Origin of the sequence: Pseudomonas izuensis (assembly GCF_002356535.2) — a bacterium.
Taxonomy (GTDB): domain Bacteria; phylum Pseudomonadota; class Gammaproteobacteria; order Pseudomonadales; family Pseudomonadaceae; genus Aquipseudomonas; species Aquipseudomonas izuensis.
Genome location: NZ_AP017423.2, coordinates 1,211,037 through 1,234,344, shown reverse-complemented (window position 1 = coordinate 1,234,344; position 23,308 = coordinate 1,211,037). Strand labels below are relative to the sequence as shown.

The following is a 23,308-nucleotide window of genomic DNA, read 5'->3' as shown; positions in this document are numbered from 1 at the left end:
GGTCAGCGGGTAATGCCGCGGGTCGAAGACTGGATGGAGTCACGGAACACCGCGACTTCCGGGAACTGGATCGACGGCTCGGCCAGTTCGGCCAGCGCCTGCTCAACAGTCAGGCCCTGGCGGTAGACCGTTTTATAGGCACGTCGCAAGGCATGAATGGCATCCTCGCTGAAACCGCGACGGCGCATACCTTCGAAGTTCATGCTGCGGGCCTCGGCCGGGTTGCCGAACACCGTGACGTAGGCAGGAACGTCCTTGCCAATGGCGGTTCCCATGCCGGAAAAGCTGTGGGCACCGATATGGCAATACTGGTGAACCAGGGTAAAACCCGACAGGATGGCCCAGTCCTCCACATGCACATGGCCGGCCAGCGCCGTGTTGTTGACCAGGATGCAGTGGTTACCGATAACACTGTCGTGACCGATGTGCGCGTAGGCCATGATCAGGTTGTGATCGCCCAAGGTCGTTTCCGAACGGTCCTGGATGGTTCCGCGGTGAATCGTCACGCCTTCGCGAATGACATTGTGGTCACCGATCACCAGGCGTGTTTCCTCGCCCTTGTATTTCAGGTCCGGCGTGTCTTCGCCTACCGAGGAAAACTGGTAGATACGGTTGTGCTTACCGATTCGGGTCGGACCTTTGAGAATCACGTGCGGCCCGATGACCGTCCCCTCGCCGATTTCCACACCTGCGCCGATGATCGACCACGGGCCGACCTCGACACCTTCAGCCAGGACGGCCGTCGGATCGATGATTGCGCGAGGGTCAATCAAACTCATAGCTTGCGTTCCGCGCAGATGATTTCAGCAGAGCAGACCGGCTTGCCGTCGACCGAAGCCTGGCACTCGAACTTCCAGATCTGACGCTTGCAGCTGATGAACTTCGCTTCAAGGATCAACTGATCGCCTGGCAACACCGGCTGGCGGAAGCGCAGCTTGTCGGAACCGACGAAGTAGTAAAGGGTGCCATCGGCCGGTTTCACGTCGAGCATTTTGAAACCAAGGATCCCGGCAGCCTGAGCCATCGCCTCGATGATCAACACGCCCGGCATGATTGGATGCGCGGGAAAGTGACCATTGAAGAACGGTTCGTTGATGCTGACATTCTTGTAGGCGCGAATGCGCTTGCCTTCCACATCCAGATCCACGACCCGGTCCACCAGCAGGAACGGGTAACGGTGAGGCAGGTATTCGCGAATCTCGTTGATGTCCATCATTTCGGGGGGAAGCCTATGTAAAGATTGGGAGCGCGCGACTGACGCGCACTCCGCTAGCAAATCAAGGACGCAGTCTAGCGGCTGTGCACACTTGATATGGAAATGGTATCAGCCATCTGATGAAGCATTACCGCCAGGGGTCACTTCCCCTGCTTGCTTTTCCAGCTGTCGCAACCGCCGCGCGATGTCATCGAGCTGACGGATACGTGCCGCGCTTTTGCGCCACTCGGCTGCCGGCTGCATCGCCGTACCGGAAGAATACGCGCCCGGCTCGGTGATCGAGTGAGTCACCATGGTCATCCCGGTGATGAAAACGTTGTCGCAAATGTCGATATGCCCCACCAGCCCTACGCCACCGGCGAGCATGCAATGCTTGCCGATCTTGGTGCTGCCGGAGATCCCCACGCACGCGGCCATGGCGGTGTGATCACCCACCTGGACGTTGTGGGCAATCTGAATCTGGTTGTCGAGCTTCACACCATTACCAATGATGGTATCGGCCAGCGCGCCGCGGTCGATGGCGGTATTCACACCGATTTCCACGTCATCGCCAACCAATACACCACCGATCTGGGCAATTTTCTGCCAGATGCCTTTCTCGTTGGCAAACCCGAAGCCTTCGCCACCGAGCACGGCACCGGACTGAATCACGACCCGTTTGCCAACGCGAACGTCGTGATACAGGGTGACGCGCGGTGCGAGCCAGCCACCTTCGCCGATCACGCTACGGGCACCGATGAAGCAATGCGCGCCGATGGTCGTGCCTGCGTCAATTCGCGCCCCGCTTTCGATGACCACAAAGGCACCGATGCTCGCCGCCGGATCAACCACCGCGTCCACCGCAATCACCGCCGTCGGATGAATGCCGGCAACTGCCTTGGGTTTTGGATCGAACAGATGGGAAACGCGCGCGTAGGCGGCGTACGGATCAGGTACTACCAATGCATTCCCGGCAAAACCTTCGGCGTCGGCGGCTTTAAGCAACAAGGCTGCCGCCTGGCTGCCTGCCAGGTACTTGCGGTATTGGGGGTTTGCAAGAAAGCTCAACTGAGCTGGGCCAGCCTCCTGCAAGGTGGCCAGCCCAGTAATTGCTTTCTCCGGGTCGCCACGAAGAGTGGCACCGAGGAACTCGGCCAATTGGCCGAGCTTAATGGTCACGGTCATGGGTTACTTCAGCTGATTCATGCGCTCGATAACCTGGCGCGTGATGTCGTACTGAGGTTTGACATCAATCACTGCACCACGCTCGAAGACCAGGTCAAAAGCACCTTTCTTGATGACTTCTTCCACAGCGCTGTCCAGTTTCGGCTTGAGCTGCTTCAGCATTTCACGGTCGGCAACGGCTTTGGCTTCGTTCAGTTCCTTGGACTGGAACTGGAAGTCACGGGCCTTTTGCTTGAATTCAAGCTCCAGACGCTCACGCTCGCCTTGCTGCATTTTGTCGCCACCGGCCATCAGGCGATCCTGGATACCCTTGGCGCTGCTTTCCAGAGCCTTGAGCTTGGTCAGCTGAGGACCGAACTTCTTCTCGGCGTCCACGGCGTATTTCTTGGCCGCATCGGATTCCAGCAAGGCCATCTGATAGTTCAGAACGGCAATTTTCATGTCGGCAAACGCCGGACCCGCTACCAGCACGGAAGCCAGGAGAACCAATTGAGTCAACTTACGCACGATGCACTCCTACAAAATCCATTGTCGTTATCTTGGGTCAGACGCTTAGAACGTTTGACCGAGGGAGAATTGGAACACTTGAGTCTCGGCATTGCTGTCCGGCTTTTTAACTGGCATCGCCAGCGCGAAGCTCAACGGACCAAGGGCGGTAACCCAAGTCACACCGACACCTACGGAACTGGCCATATTGCTCAGACTGATGTCGTTACATTGAGTGTTGGACTTCGAGCCATCGGCGTTAGTGCTCTGCTTGCAAGTCGAATCGAACACGTTACCCACGTCCCAGAATACCGAGGTACGCAAGGAACGCTGATCTTTCACGAACGGCAACGGGAACAGAACTTCTACACCACCCTGGATCAGGACGTTACCACCAAACGGCAGTGGATCCTGGTCCGGATCGACTGCTGTCCCCGGGTTCACGCCCCGGCTCGGAGTACTACGTGGCCCCAGAGTGCTGTCCTTGAAGCCGCGAACCGAGTTGAAACCACCAGCATAGTAGTTTTCATAGAATGGCAAGCCATCAGTGGAACCATAACCATCGCCATAACCCAGCTCGGTGTGGAGGCGCATGGTGTAGTTTTCAGACAACGGCTGGAACAATTGACCGCGGTAATCCAGTTTGAAGAACGACAAGTCGCTACCCGGAGTTGTCGCTTCCGCAGTCAGGCTTTGAGAATGACCACGGGTCGCCAGTACACCTTTGTTCAACGTGGACTCGGACCAACCGGCCGATGCCTTGAAGTTCAGGTACTGATCACCTTCCTTGTTAACGAAGTCGAAGATTTCGTCGACGGTGTAAAGGCCGGTCTTGATCTTGTCTTGTTGCGCGGTCAAACCAAAGGTGAGACGCGAAGTCTCGCTGATCGGGTAACCGACGCTGACGCCCGCACCCAGGCTGTCTACGGCGTAGCTGGCTACGTTGACATCAAGGTCTTTGTAGTCGGTGGTGCGGTAGAAGGCGTTGTAGCCCAGGCTCACGCCATCAGCAGTCCAGTAGGGGTCGACATAACCGAAGTTATAGCGACTCTGGTATTGGCTGCGGGTCAAGCCGATGCTGACCTTGTTACCGGTACCGAGGAAGTTGTTCTGGGTGATCGAACCACCGAGGATCAGGCCCGCACTCTGGGCGAAACCGACGCTGGCGGTAATCGAGCCGGACGCCTGCTCTTCCACGCTGTAGTTGACATCAACCTGGTCATCGACGCCCGGTACGGCCGGGGTCTCAACGTTGACTTCCTTGAAGAAGCCCAGGCGCTCAAGACGGGTCTTGGATTGGTCGATCAGGTAGGTCGAAGCCCAACCACCTTCCATCTGACGCATTTCACGACGCAGTACTTCGTCTTCCGACTTGGTGTTGCCACGGAAGTTGATGCGGTTGACGTACGCACGCTTGCCCGGATCGACAGCGAAGGTGATGTCTACGGTGTGATCTTCATCATGAGGCTGTGGCACGCCATTGACGTTGGCGAAGGTATAACCCTCGTTACCCAGACGGCGGGTGATCAGCTCGGACGTGGTGGTCATCAGCTTGCGCGAGAACACCTGGCCTTTCTGTACCAGCAGCAAGGATTTGACCTGATCTTCAGGGACTTTCAGGTCACCGCTCAGTTTCACGTCACGAACCGTGTACTTGTCACCTTCGTTGATGTTGACGGTGATGTAGACGTGCTTCTTGTCCGGCGTAATGGACACCTGGGTCGATGCAATGTCCATGTTGATATAGCCGCGGTCCAGGTAGTAGGAACGCAGGCGTTCCAAGTCACCGGACAGTTTTTCGCGAGCATACTTGTCGTCGTTCTTGAAGAACGAGAGCCAGTTGGTCGTTTTGAGTTCGAACAGGTCGATCAGGTCTTCATCAGGGAAGACCGTGTTGCCCACCACGTTGATGTGCTGGATAGCCGCAACGGTGCCTTCGTTGATGTTGACCTTCAAGCCGACGCGGTTGCGCGGCTGCGGCACCACTTCGGTGTCGACGGTCGCAGAGTAGCGGCCCTGGGCGACGTACTGGCGCTGCAGCTCGTTACGTACACCTTCAAGGGTGGCACGCTGGAAGATCTCGCCCTCGGCCAGACCGGATTGCTTGAGGCCTTTCATCAGGTCTTCAGTGGAGATCGCCTTGTTACCTTCGATCTCGATACTGGCAACCGACGGACGCTCGACTACAGTGATGACAAGGACGTTGCCATCGCGGCCCAGCTGGATATCTTGAAAGAAACCGGTTTTGAACAACGCACGAGTGGATTCCACCAGGCGTCGGTCATCCGCCTGTTCACCGACGTTCAACGGCAAAGCACCAAAGACGCTACCCGCGGAGACCCGCTGGAGGCCATTGACGCGAATATCAGAGATAGTGAAGGACTCGGCGTGAACTTCGGCGATCATCAATACGGTGAGAACCGCAGTTAGCAGCAGACGTTTCATGAAGTCCTTTCTTATTCCAACTGGCAATAAACAAACTGCCGCAAAATGCGGCAGATTCGCAATTCAGCGACGTTACAGACGGCCTAGATCATTGACCAGAGCGAGCAACATCACTCCGACCACCAAACTGATACCGATCTGTATCCCCCAACCTTGCACCCGATCCGACAAGGGGCGACCACGCGCCCACTCAATCAGATAAAACAACAAATGCCCCCCATCCAGCACAGGAATGGGCAGCAAATTCAGAACCCCCAAGCTAATACTCAGATAAGCAAGGAAATTCAGGAAATCAGCGATACCCGACTGGGCCGAAGCGCCCGCCACTTTAGCAATGGTTATCGGTCCACTCAAGTTTTTTACCGAGAGCTCGCCGAACAACATTTTCTTCAGTGAATCAAGGGTCAGCAGGCTCATGGTCCAGGTGCGTCGAGCCCCCTCTCCAATCGCAGCCAAAGGCCCATAACTGACCTCCCGAATCATCTCCGGTGGCCAATCGACCGCTTTCACCCCAGCCCCCAGATAACCACTCGGCGCCTTTTTTTCGCCGCGTGCAGCCAGTGTGACAGGTACATCGATTTGAGCACCATCACGCTCGATCCGCAGCATGATTTTGGTATCAGGACGCATACGCACGGTATCGACCACTTGCTGCCAATCATCCAGCGACTTGCCATCGAGGGCCAGCAGACGGTCGCCCAGCTTCAACCCGGCAGCCTGCGCCGGACCTTTCGGATCGAGTTCAGCCAGGATCGGCGGCAGTGCCGGACGCCAAGGACGAATACCCAGCGAGTGGATCGGGTCCGGTTCTTCGGCACCCTTGAGCCATTTATCCAGCGTCAGCTCACGGGGCGAATCGACCGTGGAACCTTGTTCGCGAACCAATACCTGCAGGGGACCACTTTCCCCAAGACGACGGACCAGCTGTAAATTCACCGCGGCCCAGCCGGAAGTCGGCTCACCATCGATCGAGATGATTTCCTGGCCCGCGCTCAAGCCTGCCCTGGCGGCAAGACTGCCGGACTCCACAGCACCGATGACCGGACGCACCTGCTCGCTGCCAAGCATGGCCAACACCCAGAAGAACACCATGGCCAACAGGAAGTTGGCGATAGGACCTGCCGCGACGATTGCAATGCGCTGACGAACGGACTTGCGATTGAAGGAATGCCCGAGCTGATCGACCGGGACTTCGCCCTCGCGCTCATCGAGCATCTTCACGTAGCCGCCCAGGGGAATGGCGGCCACCACGAACTCTGTGCCCTGCTTGTCGTGCCAGCGCAACAGCGGCATGCCGAAGCCCACGGAGAAACGCAGCACCTTGACCCCACAGCGACGCGCGACCCAGAAATGGCCGAACTCGTGGAAGGTAACCAGCACGCCCAATGCCACCAGGGTGCCGACAATCATATAGAGCGCGCTCATCTACTTTCTCCGCATTCCTATCAGGTGCTGCATGGGCCGACGCATTGCAGCACTTAGCGCCCGTGACGACTCAACCATTGTTCGGCCAGCAGACGGGCTTTCGCATCCGCCGTGAACACTGCATCAAGATCATCGACTGCCACCACAGGCTCGAGATTCAATGTTTCTTCGATGATACTCGCGATTTCCGGGTAACGAACCCGTCCATCGAGAAACGCCGCCACAGCGACCTCATTCGCCGCATTCAGCATCGCTGGCGCGCTGTTACCCGCTTCGGCTGCCTGACGAGCCAGACGCAGGCACGGGAAACGCTCTTCATCCGGAGCCTGGAAATCGAGGCGGGCGACAGCGAACAGATCCAGCGGCGGTACACCCGAATCGATTCGCTCAGGCCACGCCAGCGCGTTGGCGATTGGCGTACGCATATCCGGATTGCCCAATTGGGCCAATACCGAGCCGTCGATGTAGTCGACCAGCGAATGAATCACGCTTTGCGGATGAATCACCACTTCAACCTGGGACGGCTTGGCATCGAACAGCCAGCAGGCTTCGATCAACTCAAGCCCTTTATTCATCATGCTGGCCGAATCGACCGAAATCTTGCGCCCCATGGACCAGTTCGGGTGAGCACAGGCTTGCTCGGGCGAAACATGCGCCAGCTCCGCCAAAGGCGTCTGCCGGAACGGACCTCCGGAAGCCGTCAAAAGAATCCGACGGACACCGACTGCGCCGAGACCACGGGCGAAATCCTGCGGCATGCACTGGAAAATCGCGTTGTGCTCGCTGTCGATCGGCAACAATACCGAACCACTCTTGCGCACGGCCTGCATGAACAACGCACCGGACATGACCAGCGCTTCTTTGTTGGCCAGCAGAATCTTCTTGCCGGCTTCAACCGCCGCCAAGGTCGGACGCAGCCCCGCCGCGCCTACTATGGCCGCCATGACCGCATCCACTTCCGGGGCGGCAGCGATCTGACACAAACCTTCCTCGCCCACCAGCACTCGGGTCGAAAGACCTGCCGCACTCAAGTCATCCTGCAGCACACGGGCAGCGCCGGCCTCAGGCACAACAGCGAACCGTGGGGCGTGACGCACGCAAAGTGCCAGCAGCTCACGCAAGCGCGTGAAACCGCTCAAGGCGAAGACTTGATAACGCTCTGGATGGCGAGCGATGACATCGAGCGTGCTCAGGCCGATCGAGCCGGTTGCCCCCAGAACGGTAATCTGCTGAGGGCGGCTCATGGCGCAGCCATCCACAGCAACACGGCAAACACGGGAATCGCCGCGGTCAGGCTATCGATCCGGTCCAGCACACCGCCGTGGCCCGGCAGCAGGTTACTGCTGTCCTTGATCCCGGACTGGCGCTTGAACATGCTTTCAGTGAGATCACCCACGACCGAGATAAACACGATCACGGCCGCGCCGATCAGACCCTTGAACAAAACGGCAACGGTCCAGTCACGAACAAACCCGACGATGACGGTAATGATCAGGCTCAGGATCAGACCACCGTAAACACCTTCCCAGCTCTTGCCAGGGCTGACCTGAGGCGCCAGCTTGCGCTTGCCGAAGGCCCGGCCAGAAAAGTAAGCACCGATGTCAGCACCCCAGACAAGCACCATCACCGCCATGATCAGCCAGTTACCCAAGGGGTGCTGCTTGATCTGAACCAGGCCTTGCCAGGCCGGCAGCAGGATCAAAAGTCCGATCACCAGTTTGCAGGCCGCGCTGGACCATTGCTCGCTGGAACGCGGGTACGTCAGTACCAGATAGGTCGCGACCCCCCACCAGAGCACCGAAGCGCCCAACACCCAAGGTGCGAGGCCAGGCAGGATATGCATGACAAACAGCATCAACGCGACGACAACGGCATAGGCCGCCCGCATCGACTGGGCCGTGAAACCCGCCAGGCGCGCCCACTCCCACGCACCCAGGGTCACGACCAGCCCGATGAACAGCGCAAAACCGGACCCCTCGAGCAGGAAAAACCCGCACAAGGCAATCGGCAGCAGGATCAGCGCAGTGATGATTCGTTGTTTAAGCATTAAACCCGGGCTCCAGCCTCGACCTGCTCGCTCGTTTTACCGAAGCGACGCTGGCGGGATGCGAAATCGGCCAGCGCGTTACGCATGGCGTCGTGTTTGAAGTCCGGCCAGAACAGGTCGGAAAAGTACAACTCGGCATACGCCAGTTGCCACAGCAGGAAGTTACTGATGCGGTGCTCGCCCCCGGTACGGATACACAAATCCGGCAACGGCAGATCGCCGGTGGCCAGGCAGGTTTGCAGCAAGTCAGGGGTGATGTCTTCCGGACGCAAGTGCCCGGCCTGAACTTCCCGCGCCAGCCGCTGGGCAGCCTGCGCGATATCCCACTGGCCGCCGTAGTTGGCAGCGATCTGCAGGACGAAGCGATTGGCGCCAGCAGTCATGGCCTCGGCTTCACGCATCGCAGCCTGAAGTTCCGGATGAAAACGCGACCGGTCGCCAATGATGCGCAAACTGATGTTGTTGTCATTCAGACGCTTGGCCTCGCGGCGTAGCGCCCGGAAGAACAGGTCCATCAACGCGCTGACCTCGTCGGCCGGGCGCTGCCAGTTCTCACTGGAGAATGCGAACAGGGTCAAAACCTCAACCCCGGACTCGGCACACACCTCGATGACCGCGCGAACTGCGTCCACCCCCGCCTTATGCCCGGCGACACCTGGCATAAAGCGTTTTTTCGCCCAGCGATTATTACCATCCATGATGATCGCGACATGGCGCGGCACCGCGGACGGCGCAGTCTGCTTGGTCTTGTCCATTAAAAAACGACCCTTATACGGCCATCAGGTCTTTTTCTTTCTCTGCCAGCTTCGCGTCGATTTCAGCCACGAACTTCTTGGTCAGGTCGTCGATCTCGCCGGTGGCGCGACGCTCTTCGTCTTCACTGATCTCTTTTTCCTTGACCAGATCCTTCAGCGAGCTGTTGGCATCACGACGGATGTTACGCACGGCAACGCGAGCGTCTTCAGCCACATCGCGAGCCTGCTTGGTGAAACCCTTGCGGGTCTCTTCGGTCAGGGCCGGCATGGAGATCAGCAGCAACTCACCCAGGTTGGTCGGGTTGAGGTTCAGACCCGCACTACCGATGGCTTTGTCGACAGCACCCAGCATGTTGCGCTCAAAGGCTACGACTTGCAGGGTACGGGCGTCTTTAACGGTGATGTTGGCCACTTGCTTGATCGGGGTGTCGGAACCGTAATACGGCACCATCACACCTTCCAGAATGCTTGGGTGCGCCTGACCGGTACGAATGCGACCGAAGTTATGCGACAGAGACTCGACAGACTTCTGCATGCGCTCTTTAGCGTCTTTCTTGATTTCGTTGATCATTGTTGGCCTTCCTCGATCAGTGTCCCTTCAGCGCCGCCATGCACGATGTTCAGCAGGGCGCCGGGCTTGTTCATGTTAAATACGCGCAACGGCATCTTGTGGTCGCGGCACAGGCAAATGGCCGTCAGGTCCATCACACCCAGCTTGCGATCCAGTACTTCATCGTAGGTCAGATGATCGAACTTCTCGGCATGCGGGTCTTTGAACGGGTCAGCGGTGTAGACACCATCGACCTTGGTTGCCTTGAGCACGACATCGGCGTCGATTTCGATCGCACGCAGGCAGGCAGCCGAGTCCGTGGTGAAGAACGGGTTGCCGGTACCGGCGGCGAAAATTACCACATCCTTGGAGTTCAGGTGGCGCATGGCCTTGCGGCGATCGTAGTGATCGGTCACGCCAACCATGGAAATGGCCGACATCACGATGGCCGAGATATTGGCACGTTCCAGCGCATCGCGCATGGCCAGGGCGTTCATCACAGTGGCCAACATGCCCATGTGGTCGCCGGTGACCCGATCCATGCCGGCCTTGCTCAGCGCCTCGCCGCGGAACAGGTTGCCGCCACCGATCACCAGACCGACCTGGACACCGATACCGACCAGCTGGCCGACTTCCAGCGCCATGCGATCCAGAACCTTCGGATCGATCCCGAACTCTTCCGAGCCCATCAGGGCCTCGCCGCTAAGTTTGAGTAGAATGCGTTTATAGCGAGCCTGATAACCACTGCCCTGCTGAGCCATTGCGAATCTCTCCTGCGGCGTATTTTAAAAATTCTTTGCGAGCTGTTTACAGCTGGCGTTCACTCTAGCTTGGCGCTGCTTCAGCGCCATCGGAACATGGCTTTGTAAGCCAGTTCCAAAAGGAAACCAATTAAAATTGGCGACCCATCTGAAAAGAGGCTGCGCGCGTGAGCGGGCAGCCTCTTCAGGGCGACAGTTAAAAAACCGTCTTATTGCTTGGCGGCAGCCAGCTGTGCAGCAACTTCTTCAGCGAAGTTGTCCACTGGCTTCTCGATGCCTTCGCCGACTTTGAAGTAGGTGAAGGAAACGATTTCAGCGCCGGCTTTCTTGGCCAGGGCACCTACGGTGAGCTCCGGGTTCATGACGAACGCTTGCTCAACCAGGCTGGCTTCAGCCAGGAACTTGGTGATACGGCCAGCGATCATCTTCTCGACGATTTCAGCTGGCTTGCCTTTCATCTTGTCTTCGTTCAGCTGCAGGAATACAGCCTTCTCGCGCTCGATGGCTTCGGCGGAAACCTGCGATGGCAGCAGGAATTCAGGGTTGCTTGCCGCCACGTGCATGGCGATCTCTTTGGCCAGCTGGACGTCGCCGCCCTTCAGGACAACAGCAACACCGATCTTGTTACCGTGCAGGTAGGTACCCACCACGTCGCCTTCAACGCGAACCAGGCGACGGATGTTGACGTTTTCGCCAACTTTGGCCACCAGGGCTTCACGAGCCGATTCCTGAGCGGCGATCAGCGGAGCTGCGTCGGTCAGTTTTTCGGCGAAGGCTTTTTCTACGCTGGCAGCAACGAAGTTTTTGAAGTCGTCTTGCAGGGCCAGGAAGTCGGTCTGCGAGTTCACTTCCAGCAGTACGGCGGACTTGTCGTCGGCCTTGATGGCGATTGCGCCTTCAGCGGCAACGTTACCGGCTTTCTTGGCAGCCTTGATGGCGCCCGAAGCGCGCATGTCATCAATGGCTTTCTCGATGTCGCCGCCAGCCTTGGTCAAGGCCTTTTTGCAGTCCATCATGCCTTCGCCGGTACGCTCGCGCAGTTCTTTGACCAACGCTGCAGTAATCTCTGCCATTTCAAAATTCCTCTTGGATAGGTTATCAACCATTCCACCCGATCGAACGGGCGTTCAATTCTTCCCGAACCACCCTTGTTAGCTGCCGCACGTTACAGATAGGGCAGTGGGCGCCGACAAATGGTTTTCGAGGTGGCAAAAAGGGGGCCAAGCCCCCTTTTTGCTTACTGAGTCAACGCCAGGGCGTCAATTACTCAGCTGCAGCCTGAGTTTCTTCAGCAGCGAACTCTACAGTACCGCCGGCAACATTGTTGCGACCACGGATAACAGCGTCAGCCATCGAACCCATGTACAGCTGGATAGCGCGGATTGCGTCATCGTTGCCTGGGATGATGTAGTCAACGCCTTCCGGGCTGCTGTTGGTATCGACTACGCCGATGACCGGGATGCCCAGCTTGTTGGCTTCGGTGATCGCGATGCGCTCGTGATCAACGTCGATAACGAACAGAGCGTCTGGCAGACCGCCCATGTCCTTGATACCACCCAGGGAACGATCCAGCTTTTCCAGGTCACGGGAGCGCATCAGCGCTTCTTTCTTGGTCAGCTTGGCGAAAGTACCGTCTTCGGCTTGTACTTCAAGGTCACGCAGACGCTTGATGGAAGCACGGATGGTTTTGAAGTTGGTCAGCATGCCGCCCAACCAGCGGTGATCGACGTACGGCGAACCGCAACGTGCTGCTTCTTCAGCAACGATCTTGCCAGCGGAACGCTTGGTGCCGACGAACAGAATCTTGTTTTTGCCCTGGGCCAGACGCTCTACGAAAGTCAGAGCTTCGTTGAACATTGGCAGGGTTTTTTCAAGGTTGATGATGTGAATCTTGTTACGCGCGCCGAAAATGTACTTGCCCATTTTCGGGTTCCAGTAACGGGTCTGGTGACCGAAGTGCACACCGGCCTTCAGCATATCGCGCATATTGACTTGGGACATGATAGTTCCTTAATAAGTCGGGTTTGGCCTCCACGTATCCCAATGACCAACCAGCAGCATCAGCTGAAGGCACCCAGGTCATCGTGTCGACACGTGTGTGGATTTAAGCTTTTCGGGACATCCCCGGAAAGCGGCGCATTTTATATCACAGGGCAGAAAAAAACGGAACCCGGATTCTGAAATCCGGGCGGGCGCGGCGTTCCAACCCTTGGAATCCGCCCAGAATGCACCATTCTATAGAGAGAAGCGATGTACAGAGGCGCGGATTTGCGCTGATCGTCTGCTAGAATCGCGTTTTTCAGGGCTGCGAAATTCGATCGCGCAATGCCCTTTCCGTTTGTGAAGCGCCGTCGAGCGCAGAGAGAGCCTGTATGACCGTCACCCTCAAAACCCCCGAGGACATCGCAAAAATGCGCATCGCCGGCAAACTGGCCGCCGATGTGCTGGAAATGATTGCCGAATATGTCAAACCGGGCGTCACCACCGATCAACTGAACCAGATCTGCCACGACTATATCGTCAACGAGCAGAAAGCCATCCCTGCCCCGCTCAATTACAAGGGCTACCCGAAGTCGATTTGCACGTCGATCAACCACGTGGTCTGCCACGGCATCCCGAACGACAAGCCGCTGAAGGATGGCGACACCCTGAACATCGACGTCACCGTCATCAAGGACGGTTACCACGGCGATACCAGCCGCATGTTCCACGTCGGCACCGTGCCGGTCTGGGCCGAGCGCCTGTCGCAGGTGACCCAGGAATGCATGTACAAGGCGATTGAAATCGTCAAACCCGGCTGCCGCCTCGGCGACATTGGTGAAATCATCCAGAAGCATGCCGAAAAGAATGGTTTCTCGGTGGTCCGCGAGTTCTGTGGCCACGGTATCGGCAAAGTCTTCCACGAAGAGCCGCAGATTCTGCATTACGGCCGCGCTGGCACCGGCATGGAACTGAAGGCCGGCATGACCTTTACCATCGAACCAATGATCAACCAGGGCCGCGCCGACACCAAGGTGCTGGGCGACGGCTGGACCGCGATCACCAAGGACCGCAAGCTGTCGGCGCAGTGGGAACACACCCTGCTGGTGACCGAGACCGGTTACGAGATCTTCACCTTGCGCAGCGATGACACCATCCCGCGCATTTCGGCCTGATCCGACCGCACAGCTCCCAGCCTTATATAGGAAAGCCAATCGATGCCGCAGGTGGATCCCGAACTCTTCGACCGCGGCCAGTTCCAGGCTGAACTGGCCCTGAAGGCAAGCCCGATAGCGGCCTTCAAGAAGGCCATCCGCCAGGCCCGCGAAGTGCTCGACGGGCGCTTTCGCAGCGGCCGGGACATTCGCCGGCTGATCGAGGATCGCGCCTGGTTCGTCGATAACATCCTGCAAAAGGCCTGGGATCAGTTCAACTGGAGTGAAGACGCCGATATCGCGCTGGTTGCGGTCGGCGGCTACGGTCGAGGCGAGCTGCACCCCTACTCCGACATCGATCTGCTGATCCTGCTGGACAGTGCCGACCATGAAGTTTTCCGCGATTCCATCGAGCGCTTCCTGACACTGCTGTGGGACATCGGCCTGGAGGTCGGTCAGAGTGTCCGTTCGATCGAAGAGTGCGCCGTCGAGGCCCGCGCCGACCTGACGGTGGTGACCAACCTGATGGAAAGCCGCACCATTACCGGTCCGGAGCATCTGCGCCAGCGCATGCTGGATGTCACCAGCACCGCACACATGTGGCCGAGCAAGGACTTTTTCCTGGCCAAACGCGCCGAGCAGAAGGCCCGTCACCACAAGTACAACGACACCGAATACAACCTGGAACCCAACGTCAAAGGCTCGCCGGGCGGCCTGCGGGATATCCAGACGATTCTCTGGGTGGCCCGTCGCGAGTACGGCACCCTGAACCTGCGGGCACTGGCAGGCGAAGGTTTCCTGGTGGAAAGCGAAAACGCCTTGCTGGCTTCTTCCCAGGAGTTCCTGTGGAAAGTGCGTTATGCCCTGCACATGCTCGCCGGGCGCGCCGAAGATCGCCTGCTGTTCGACCACCAACGCACCATTGCCAAGCTGCTGGGATTCGAAGGCGACGACGCCAAGCAGGCCGTCGAAAACTTCATGCAGCAGTATTACCGGGTGGTGATGAGCATTGCCCAGCTCAGCGACCTGATCATCCAGCACTTCGAAGAAGTGATCCTGGCTCCGGAAGACGAGGCGCCACCGCAGCCGATCAATTCTCGATTCCAGCTGCATGACGGTTACATCGAGGCACGCAGCGACAACGTGTTCCGCCGTACACCGTTCGCCATGCTGGAAATCTTCGTGCTAATGGCCCAGCAACCGGAAATCAAAGGCGTGCGTGCCGACACCATTCGCCTGCTACGCGAAAACCGCCACCTGATCGACGACGATTTCCGTAACGACATCCGCAACACCAGCCTGTTTATCGAGCTGTTCAAGTGCAAGATCGGCATCCACCGCAACCTGCGCCGGATGAACCGCTACGGCATCCTCGGACGTTATCTGCCGGAGTTCGGCTTTATCGTCGGACAGATGCAACACGACCTGTTTCACATCTATACGGTGGATGCGCACACCCTGAACCTGATCAAGCACCTGCGCAAATTGCAGTACACCCAGGTATCGGAAAAATTCCCGCTGGCCAGCAAGCTCATGGGCAAGCTGCCCAAACCCGAGCTTATTTACCTGGCCGGCCTGTACCATGACATCGGCAAAGGCCGACATGGCGACCACTCGGAAATCGGTGCCGTGGACGCAGAGGCGTTTGGCCAACGCCACCAGCTCCCCGTGTGGGACTGCCGACTGATTGTCTGGCTGGTGCAGAACCATTTGCTGATGTCGACCACTGCCCAGCGCAAGGACTTGTCCGACCCGCAGGTGATCCACGATTTTGCGCAGATTGTCGGTGACGAAGTCCACCTCGACTATTTGTACGTGCTGACCGTCGCCGATATCAACGCCACCAACCCGACGCTGTGGAACTCCTGGCGTGCCAGCCTGCTGCGCCAGCTCTACACCGAGACTAAACGCGCATTGCGTCGTGGCCTGGAAAATCCGGTGGACCGCGAAGAGCAGATTCGCCAGACCCAGAGCGCCGCCCTGGACATCCTAGTGCGCGGCGGTACCGATCCGGATGATGTGGAGCAGTTGTGGGCACAGTTGGGCGATGACTACTTCCTGCGTCACACTGCCGGCGACGTCGCCTGGCACACCGAAGCCATCCTCCAGCAACCCGCCGACGGCGGGCCACTGGTGCTGATCAAGGAAACCACGCAACGGGAATTCGAGGGCGGCACGCAGATCTTCATCTACGCACCGGACCAGCACGACTTCTTCGCCGTGACCGTGGCCGCGATGGACCAGCTCAACCTGAACATCCACGACGCCCGGGTCATCACCTCCAGCAGCCAGTTCACCCTCGACACCTATATCGTGCTCGACACCGACGGCGACTCGATCGGCGATAACCCTGCCCGGGTCAAACAGATTCGCGACGGCCTGACCGAAGCCTTGCGCAACCCGGACGACTACCCGACGATCATCCAGCGCCGGGTGCCGCGCCAGCTCAAGCATTTTGCCTTTGCACCACAGGTGACGATCCATAACGACGCACAGCGACCGGTGACCGTACTGGAACTGACAGCTCCCGACCGCCCTGGCCTGCTGGCGCGGATCGGCACGATTTTCCTGGAGTTCGACCTGTCGTTGCAAAACGCCAAGATCGCGACCCTCGGCGAACGCGTGGAAGACGTGTTCTTCATCACCGACGCTCACAACCAGCCGCTGTCCGACCCGCTGCTGTGCAGCCGCTTGCAGGATGCAATCGTCGAACAGCTGAGCGTCAACCAGGAACCCGATATCAAACTGTCGCGCATCAGTATCTGAATCAACAAACTCCCCCCTGTGGGAGCGAGCCTGCTCGCGAAAGCGGTGTGACATTCAACATCATCGTCGACTGATACACCGCCTTCGCGAGCAGGCTCGCTCCCACATTGAATGAGGCCCTCATGAACAACGCTTTGTCCCAGCTCCAGCCCTACCCGTTCGAGAAACTCCGCGCCCTGCTCGGCAGCGTCACACCAAATCCGGACAAGCGCCCTATCGCGCTGTCCATCGGCGAGCCGAAACACCGTTCGCCCACCTTCGTCGCCGAAGCCCTGGCCAGCAATCTCGAAAAAATGGCGGTGTACCCGACCACCCTCGGTATTCCAGAGCTGCGTGAAGCCATCGCTGCCTGGTGTGAACGTCGTTTCAACGTTCCGCACGGCTGGATCGACCCGGCGCGCAACGTACTTCCGGTCAACGGCACCCGTGAAGCGCTGTTTGCGTTCACCCAGACCGTGGTTAACCGTGGTGACGACGCGCTGATCGTCAGCCCGAACCCGTTCTATCAAATCTACGAAGGCGCGGCGTTTCTTGCCGGCGCCCAGCCACACTACCTGCCGTGCCTCGACGAAAACGGCTTCAACCCTGACTTCGACGCGGTTTCGCCGGACATCTGGAAACGCTGCCAGATCCTGTTCCTGTGCTCACCAGGCAACCCGACCGGTGCACTGATCCCGCTCGAGACCCTGAAAAAGCTGATCGCCCTGGCCGACGAGTACGACTTCGTGATTGCCGCGGACGAGTGCTACAGCGAACTGTACTTCGACGAACAAACCCCGCCACCCGGCCTGCTCAGCGCCTGCGCGGAACTGGGCCGCAAGGACTTCAAGCGCTGCGTGGTCTTCCACAGCCTGTCCAAGCGTTCCAACCTGCCAGGCCTGCGCTCCGGTTTCGTTGCCGGTGATGCGGACATCCTCAAAGGCTTCCTGCTTTATCGCACCTATCACGGCTGCGCGATGCCGGTCCAGACGCAACTGGCCAGCGTGGCGGCCTGGAACGACGAAGTGCACGTGCGCGCCAACCGGGCGCTGTATCGCGAGAAATTCGACGCCGTGCTGGAAATCCTCAGCCCGGTCCTGGATGTGCAACGCCCCGATGGCAGCTTTTATCTGTGGCCGAATGTGGCGGGCGATGATGCAACTTTCTGCCGCGAACTGTTCGAACAGGAGCACGTGACGGTGGTGCCGGGCTCCTACCTGTCGCGGGATGTGGATGGCGTCAATCCGGGTGCCGGGCGTGTGCGCATGGCCTTGGTCGCGCCGTTGGCCGAGTGTGTCGAGGCCGCCGAACGGATTCGCGATTTCATCCAGCGCCGTAAATAAACACGGAACTGTGGGAGCAAGGCCTGCCCGCGATGACGTCCTCGAGATCGCCATCGCGGGCAAGCCTTGCTCCCACAGGTTCCTGCGTTAGGAGAGTCATTTCACCTGACCGAGATTGGCCTCACTCAAATCCAGCTCCCCCAACACCTCACGCAACACGTCATCGCCCACCTGGTGCTGACGGCTGAGGGCGTACAACTCCAGGCGCTGTGCCCGTAGTGCCTTCAAGCGCAACCGCCGCTCCAGCAGATCCATCTGAAACGCCAGGGCCTGGGCTTCGGCGGAGTCATTGAACACCTCCAGCTGATGCCGATACTCGGACATGATCCGCGCCTTGAGTTCGACCGCCAGCGCCGCCTGAGCGGCGTCCTGGGGATTGACCTCTTCGGTTTCCAGCGCATGGATGGCCGCTTTGGCAGTCTTGCGCCAGGCATCGCGCACTTCATTTCGACGCTTGTCGTCCGGACTTTTCTCGATGCCGCGCAGCAGCAACGGCAAGGCAACGCACGCGGCAATCAACGACAGCAGAATCACCCCGGCGGCGATGAAGATCAGCAGGTCGCGCTCGGGAAATGCGCTATCCCCCATGAGCATCGGCACCGACATCACACCCGCCAGGGTGACCGCGCCTCGTACGCCTCCAACGGTCAGCAGCCAACAGGAACGCGCGTTCGGCACCTGGGTGATCTCATCCCTCCCGCGCCAGCGCCGCAATACAATGGACAGGCGCCAGGTGCTTTGCACCCAGACAAACCGCAAGACCAGCAACACCAGAAAAATCGCTACCACTTCGAGGCAGCGATAAAGCAGGGTCGGCCACAACGAAGGTTCATGACTGGCCACGGCCTTGATGATGTCGGGCAATTGCAGGCCCAACAGCAGGAAGATCAGGCCATTGAACGCGAACTCCAACAATGACCAGACGCTGCGATTGAGCAGGCGGGTGTTGGTCTGACGCGGCAGCAGATCAAGCCAGCTTTGCATCATCCCCGCCGCCACCGCCGACAGAATGCCCGACACCCCCACCCGTTCGGCCAGCACGTAAGCGGCAAACGGCAGCAACAGCATGAACACCACGTGCGTGGCCGGATCATCCCAACCCCGGGCAATCATCCACGCCCGAAGCCGACCGACCAGCCAGCTCAGTGCCACGCCGGTGGCCAGGCCGCCGACCGCCACCAACACGAAGGTGACACTGGCGTTGGCCAACGAAAACACACCGGTCACTGCCGCCACCAGGGCAAATTTGAACGTCACCAGGCCCGAGGCATCGTTCATCAACGCCTCGCCCTGCAGCATGTGCATCAACGGGGTGGGCAGACGATTCTGGGAGATCGCCGAAACCGCCACGGCGTCCGTGGGTGACAACACCGCTGCCAGGGCAAACGCTACCGGCAGCGGGATACCTGGCAACAACCAGTGAATGAAATACCCGGCGCCAACCACGGTGAACAGCACCAACCCCACCGCCAGCGTCAGGATCGGCCCGCGCAAGCGCCAGAACTCCCGTTTTGGCATGCGCCAGCCATCGGAAAACAACAGCGGCGGCAGGAACAGAAACAGAAACAACTCGGGATCGAGGGCCACATGCAGACCGAGTGTCGGCCAGGCGAGCAAGGCACCCGCGGCGATTTGCACCAAGGGTAAAGGGAGCGGGATCACCCGTCCGATCAGGCGCGAAACGCCGACCAACATCAGCATGATCAGGACGGTGTAAGCGGTTTGCATAACGCGGGGTTCCCGGACAATCGACAGCATTGAAGTGCCATATTAGCCGCTTAGACTGCTTGGTGACCCTTGCACCTATGTCGCACACAGTCCCTGCCCGCGATGGCGACACCACTGCCAACTAAGATGTTGAATGTTCTGACCTCTTCGCGAGCAGGCTCGCTCCCACAGGTTTAGCGTCATGACACAATGACAAACCCGACCACAGCCGCCGCGAAACCGTCCGGTCATGGCATAATCCGACACCTTTTTTCTCCAGCACCTGTAAAGGGGGCGATTCCTTGACCGTTTCAAGCAAAACGTTGCACCTTTTCGGCATCAAAGCCTGCGACACCATGAAAAAGGCGCGCACCTGGCTCGATGAACACGCTGTCAGCTATGACTTTCATGATTACAAAGCGGTCGGTATCGACCGTGAACACCTGACCCAGTGGTGCAATGAGCATGGTTGGGAAGTGGTGTTGAACCGTGCAGGCACGACCTTTCGCAAGCTCGACGACGAACGCAAAGCCGATCTCGACCAGTCGAAAGCCATCGAACTGATGCTCGCCCAACCTTCGATGATCAAGCGCCCGGTGCTCGATCTCGGTGACCGAACCCTGATTGGCTTCAAGCCAGATAGCTACGCGGCAGCTCTGAAGTAAGCGGCCCGTTTCAATTTTTTAGAGGTATCAACATGTCCACTACCCTGTTCAGCCTGGCCTTCGGTGTCGGCACTCAAAACCGTCAAGGCGCCTGGCTGGAAGTGTTCTACGCACAGCCACTGCTCAACCCGTCGGCCGAACTGGTCGCCGCTATCGCACCGATCCTGGGCTACAGCGAAGGCAACCAGGCCATCGCCTTCACCACCGCTCAAGCCGCGCAACTGGCTGAAGCCGTCAAGGGCGTCGATGCAGCCCAGGCTGCCCTGTTGACCCGCCTGGCCGAAAGCCACAAGCCGCTGGTCGCCACCCTGCTGGCCGAAGATGCCCAGCTGTCGTCGACCCCTGAGGCTTACCTCAAGCTGCACCTGTTGTCCCATCGCCTGGTCAAGCCACACGGCCTGAACCTGGCCGGTATCTTCCCGTTGCTGCCGAACGTGGCCTGGACCAGCCAGGGCGCCATTGATCTGTCCGAACTGGCCGAGCATCAACTCGAAGCCCGCCTGCGCGGTGAGCTGCTGGAAGTGTTCTCGGTGGACAAATTCCCGAAAATGACCGACTACGTGGTACCGGCCGGCGTGCGTATCGCTGATGCGGCACGTCTGCGCCTGGGTGCTTACGTCGGCGAAGGCACCACCGTGATGCACGAAGGTTTCATCAACTTCAACGCCGGTACCGAAGGCCCGGGCATGATCGAAGGCCGTGTTTCCGCGGGCGTATTCGTCGGCAAGGGTTCGGACCTGGGCGGCGGTTGCTCGACCATGGGCACCCTGTCGGGTGGGGGCAACATCGTGATCAAGGTGGGCGAAGGCTGCCTGATCGGCGCCAACGCCGGTATCGGTATCCCGTTGGGCGACCGCAACACCGTTGAGTCGGGCCTGTACGTCACCGCCGGCACCAAAGTGGCGCTGCTGGACGAGAAAAACCAACTGGTCAAAGTCGTGAAGGCTCGTGAGCTGGCCGGTCAGACCGACCTGCTGTTCCGCCGCAATTCGGAAACCGGTGCCGTGGAGTGCAAAACCCACAAATCGGCCATCGAACTGAACGAAGCGCTGCACGCTCACAACTAAGCAGCGCGTCATAGACATTCTGTGGGAGCATGGCTTGCCCGCGATGCTTTTGGCGGCCTCATGGGCCCCATCGCGAGCAAGCTTTGCTCCCACAGAAGTGCTGTGTACACCCGCCCATGTTCACCAGGGCCCTAAAGCATGATGATTCCCTCTCCCTGGCGCGCCGATTTCCCGGCCATCGCCGCCCTGCAACGGCAAGACCAGACCTATCTGGACAACGCCGCCACCACGCAAAAACCTCAAGCCTTGCTCGATGCCCTGGCACATTACTACGCCAACGGCGCGGCCAACGTGCACCGGGCGCAGCACCTGCCCGGCGCCCACGCCACCCAGGCGTTCGAGGACAGCCGCCGCAAAGCCGCGCAATGGCTCAATGCCGGTGACAGCGGCCAGATCATCTTCACCCACGGCGCGACGTCTGCGCTGAATCTCCTGGCCTACGGCCTGGAGCACCTATTCCAACCGGGCGATGAAATTGTCATCAGCGCCCTGGAACACCACGCCAACCTGCTGCCGTGGCAGCAACTGGCGCATCGCCATGAACTGAAACTGGTGATCCTGCCATTGGATGCCGATGGCGTGATCGACCTTGAAGCCGCCACCCAATTGATCGGCCCACGCACCCGCCTGCTGGCGGTCAGCCAGTTGTCCAACGTGATCGGCGCCTGGCAACCACTGCCCGCACTGCTGGCGATGGCCAAGGCGCACGACGCACTGACAGTCATCGACGGCGCCCAGGGCGTGGTCCATGGCCGCCACGACGTGCAGGCACTGGGTTGCGACTTCTATGTGTTCTCCAGTCACAAACTCTATGGCCCCGATGGCCTGGGCGTGTTGTTCGGGCGCAATGAAGCGCTGCAACAGCTGCGTCCCTGGCAGTTCGGCGGCGAGATGGTGCTGGACGCCAACTACCACGACGCGCGCTTTCGCCCGGCACCGCTGGGGTTCGAGGCGGGTACGCCGCCGATCGCCAGCGTGATAGGCCTGGGGGCAACCCTGGATTACCTCGCCGGACTCGATCAGGACGCCGTATCTGCCCATGAGGCGGCGCTGCATGACTACCTGCTCAAGGGCCTTGAATCACGTAATGGCATCCGACTGCTGGGCAAGCCGCAAGTGGCGCTCGCCAGTTTCACCGTCGAGGGTGTGCATAACTCGGACCTGGCGCATTTGCTGACCGAACAAGGGATCGCCGTGCGCGCCGGCCATCACTGCGCCATGCCGCTGCTCAAAAGCTATGAACTGGCCGGGGCGATTCGGGTATCGCTGGCGCTGTACAACGATTCCGAAGATCTGGAACGGTTCTTTGAAGCGCTGGACCAGGCGCTGGAGTTACTGCGATGAACTTGCCTGCCGAGGCCGTGACAGCGCTGGAAGCCTTTCAGAATGCACCTGGCTGGGAACAACGGGCACGTCTGCTGATGCAGTGGGGCGAACGCCTGCCTGCGTTGAGCGATGTGGATATGTGCGACGCCAACCGGGTACATGGCTGTGAAAGCCAGGTGTGGCTGGTGGGCGAATTGCAGGATGGACACTGGCGATTCAAGGCCAACAGCGACGCACGGTTGATTCGCGGGCTGGTGGCGTTGCTGCTAGCGCGGGTTAACGGGTTGTCGGCGGCGGATTTGCAGCAAGTGGATTTGGCGGACTGGTTCAATCAGTTGGGGCTGGGTCGGCAGTTGTCGCAGTCGCGTAGTAATGGCTTGAATGCGGTGCTTCAGCGGATGAATGAGTTGGCTGGCTAATCGCTTTCGCGAGCAGGCTCGCTCCCACAAGGCACGCACTCCAATGTGGGAGC

At 59.1% G+C, this 23,308-nt stretch carries 21 protein-coding genes; 7 read left to right on the top strand and 14 right to left on the bottom strand.

Annotated features, from left to right (window positions below; all coding sequences use genetic code 11):
• Positions 1–2 precede the first annotated feature (2 nt).
• From lpxA to rpsB, 13 genes are all read right to left on the bottom strand, one after another.
• Positions 3–779 (bottom strand): acyl-ACP--UDP-N-acetylglucosamine O-acyltransferase, encoded by a 777-nt coding sequence (lpxA, locus tag LAB08_RS05480; RefSeq protein WP_096513160.1) that lies wholly within the window; start codon positions 777–779, stop codon positions 3–5.
• Complete coding sequence (gene fabZ / locus LAB08_RS05475; RefSeq protein ID WP_007940511.1) at positions 776–1,216, bottom strand: 3-hydroxyacyl-ACP dehydratase FabZ; 441 nt, start codon at positions 1,214–1,216, stop codon at positions 776–778. The genes lpxA and fabZ overlap by 4 nt, the downstream gene beginning before the upstream one ends.
• A 108-nt stretch (positions 1,217–1,324) precedes the next feature.
• Positions 1,325–2,380, bottom strand: a complete 1,056-nt coding sequence (lpxD, locus tag LAB08_RS05470; RefSeq protein ID WP_096513161.1) for a UDP-3-O-(3-hydroxymyristoyl)glucosamine N-acyltransferase — start codon at positions 2,378–2,380, stop codon at positions 1,325–1,327.
• Between the two features lie 3 nt (positions 2,381–2,383).
• A complete protein-coding gene (locus tag LAB08_RS05465; RefSeq protein ID WP_096513162.1) occupies positions 2,384–2,887 on the bottom strand; it encodes an OmpH/Skp family outer membrane protein in 504 nt (167 codons plus the stop codon).
• Between the two features lie 45 nt (positions 2,888–2,932).
• Positions 2,933–5,311: an outer membrane protein assembly factor BamA gene (gene bamA, locus LAB08_RS05460; protein ID WP_096513163.1), complete on the bottom strand. Its 2,379-nt coding sequence runs from the start codon at positions 5,309–5,311 to the stop codon at positions 2,933–2,935.
• A gap of 72 nt (positions 5,312–5,383) precedes the next feature.
• Complete coding sequence (rseP, locus tag LAB08_RS05455) at positions 5,384–6,736, bottom strand: RIP metalloprotease RseP (RefSeq protein ID WP_096513164.1); 1,353 nt, start codon at positions 6,734–6,736, stop codon at positions 5,384–5,386.
• A 53-nt stretch (positions 6,737–6,789) separates the two neighbouring features.
• The gene (ispC, locus tag LAB08_RS05450; RefSeq protein WP_096513165.1) at positions 6,790–7,980 is read right to left on the bottom strand and encodes a 1-deoxy-D-xylulose-5-phosphate reductoisomerase; all 1,191 of its coding nucleotides are present in this window, start codon (positions 7,978–7,980) and stop codon (positions 6,790–6,792) included.
• Positions 7,977–8,783, bottom strand: a complete 807-nt coding sequence (locus LAB08_RS05445) for a phosphatidate cytidylyltransferase (protein WP_096513166.1) — start codon at positions 8,781–8,783, stop codon at positions 7,977–7,979. The genes ispC and LAB08_RS05445 overlap by 4 nt, the downstream gene beginning before the upstream one ends.
• Positions 8,783–9,538, bottom strand: coding sequence for a polyprenyl diphosphate synthase (gene uppS, locus LAB08_RS05440; protein ID WP_096513167.1), 756 nt, complete (start codon positions 9,536–9,538; stop codon positions 8,783–8,785). Before uppS ends, LAB08_RS05445 begins: the two co-directional genes overlap by 1 nt.
• Before the next feature lie 13 nt (positions 9,539–9,551).
• Positions 9,552–10,109 (bottom strand): ribosome recycling factor, encoded by a 558-nt coding sequence (gene frr / locus LAB08_RS05435; RefSeq protein ID WP_096513168.1) that lies wholly within the window; start codon positions 10,107–10,109, stop codon positions 9,552–9,554.
• Positions 10,106–10,849, bottom strand: a complete 744-nt coding sequence (gene pyrH / locus LAB08_RS05430; RefSeq protein WP_003222124.1) for a UMP kinase — start codon at positions 10,847–10,849, stop codon at positions 10,106–10,108. The genes frr and pyrH overlap by 4 nt, the downstream gene beginning before the upstream one ends.
• Positions 10,850–11,058: 209 nt before the next feature.
• Positions 11,059–11,922, bottom strand: a complete 864-nt coding sequence (tsf, locus tag LAB08_RS05425; RefSeq protein WP_008019553.1) for a translation elongation factor Ts — start codon at positions 11,920–11,922, stop codon at positions 11,059–11,061.
• A 190-nt stretch (positions 11,923–12,112) separates the two neighbouring features.
• Positions 12,113–12,850, bottom strand: coding sequence for a 30S ribosomal protein S2 (gene rpsB, locus LAB08_RS05420; RefSeq protein WP_003222119.1), 738 nt, complete (start codon positions 12,848–12,850; stop codon positions 12,113–12,115).
• Positions 12,851–13,221: 371 nt separating this feature from the next.
• Here rpsB and map point away from each other — a divergent pair, with 371 nt between their 5' ends.
• The 3 genes from map (at position 13,222) to dapC (ending at position 18,071) form a co-directional block, all read left to right on the top strand.
• Positions 13,222–14,004, top strand: coding sequence for a type I methionyl aminopeptidase (gene map / locus LAB08_RS05415; protein ID WP_096513169.1), 783 nt, complete (start codon positions 13,222–13,224; stop codon positions 14,002–14,004).
• A gap of 42 nt (positions 14,005–14,046) precedes the next feature.
• Positions 14,047–16,749, top strand: a complete 2,703-nt coding sequence (locus LAB08_RS05410; RefSeq protein WP_096513170.1) for a [protein-PII] uridylyltransferase — start codon at positions 14,047–14,049, stop codon at positions 16,747–16,749.
• Between the two features lie 122 nt (positions 16,750–16,871).
• Positions 16,872–18,071: a succinyldiaminopimelate transaminase gene (gene dapC, locus LAB08_RS05405; RefSeq protein ID WP_096513171.1), complete on the top strand. Its 1,200-nt coding sequence runs from the start codon at positions 16,872–16,874 to the stop codon at positions 18,069–18,071.
• A gap of 96 nt (positions 18,072–18,167) precedes the next feature.
• Here the strand turns inward: dapC and LAB08_RS05400 are convergent, their stop codons facing one another.
• Complete coding sequence (locus tag LAB08_RS05400) at positions 18,168–19,799, bottom strand: Na+/H+ antiporter (RefSeq protein WP_096513172.1); 1,632 nt, start codon at positions 19,797–19,799, stop codon at positions 18,168–18,170.
• 281 nt (positions 19,800–20,080) lie between these two features.
• On the opposite strand from LAB08_RS05400, the gene LAB08_RS05395 reads away from it, so the two are divergent.
• The 4 genes from LAB08_RS05395 to LAB08_RS05380 all read left to right on the top strand — a co-directional run bounded on the left by LAB08_RS05395 (position 20,081) and on the right by LAB08_RS05380 (position 23,255).
• Positions 20,081–20,443: an ArsC family reductase gene (locus LAB08_RS05395; protein WP_096513173.1), complete on the top strand. Its 363-nt coding sequence runs from the start codon at positions 20,081–20,083 to the stop codon at positions 20,441–20,443.
• A 32-nt stretch (positions 20,444–20,475) separates the two neighbouring features.
• Positions 20,476–21,510, top strand: coding sequence for a 2,3,4,5-tetrahydropyridine-2,6-dicarboxylate N-succinyltransferase (dapD, locus tag LAB08_RS05390; protein ID WP_096513174.1), 1,035 nt, complete (start codon positions 20,476–20,478; stop codon positions 21,508–21,510).
• A 138-nt stretch (positions 21,511–21,648) separates the two neighbouring features.
• Positions 21,649–22,854, top strand: coding sequence for an aminotransferase class V-fold PLP-dependent enzyme (locus LAB08_RS05385; RefSeq protein ID WP_096513175.1), 1,206 nt, complete (start codon positions 21,649–21,651; stop codon positions 22,852–22,854).
• Positions 22,851–23,255, top strand: a complete 405-nt coding sequence (locus LAB08_RS05380) for a SufE family protein (protein WP_096513176.1) — start codon at positions 22,851–22,853, stop codon at positions 23,253–23,255. Before LAB08_RS05385 ends, LAB08_RS05380 begins: the two co-directional genes overlap by 4 nt.
• The last annotated feature ends 53 nt before the right edge of the window (positions 23,256–23,308 follow it).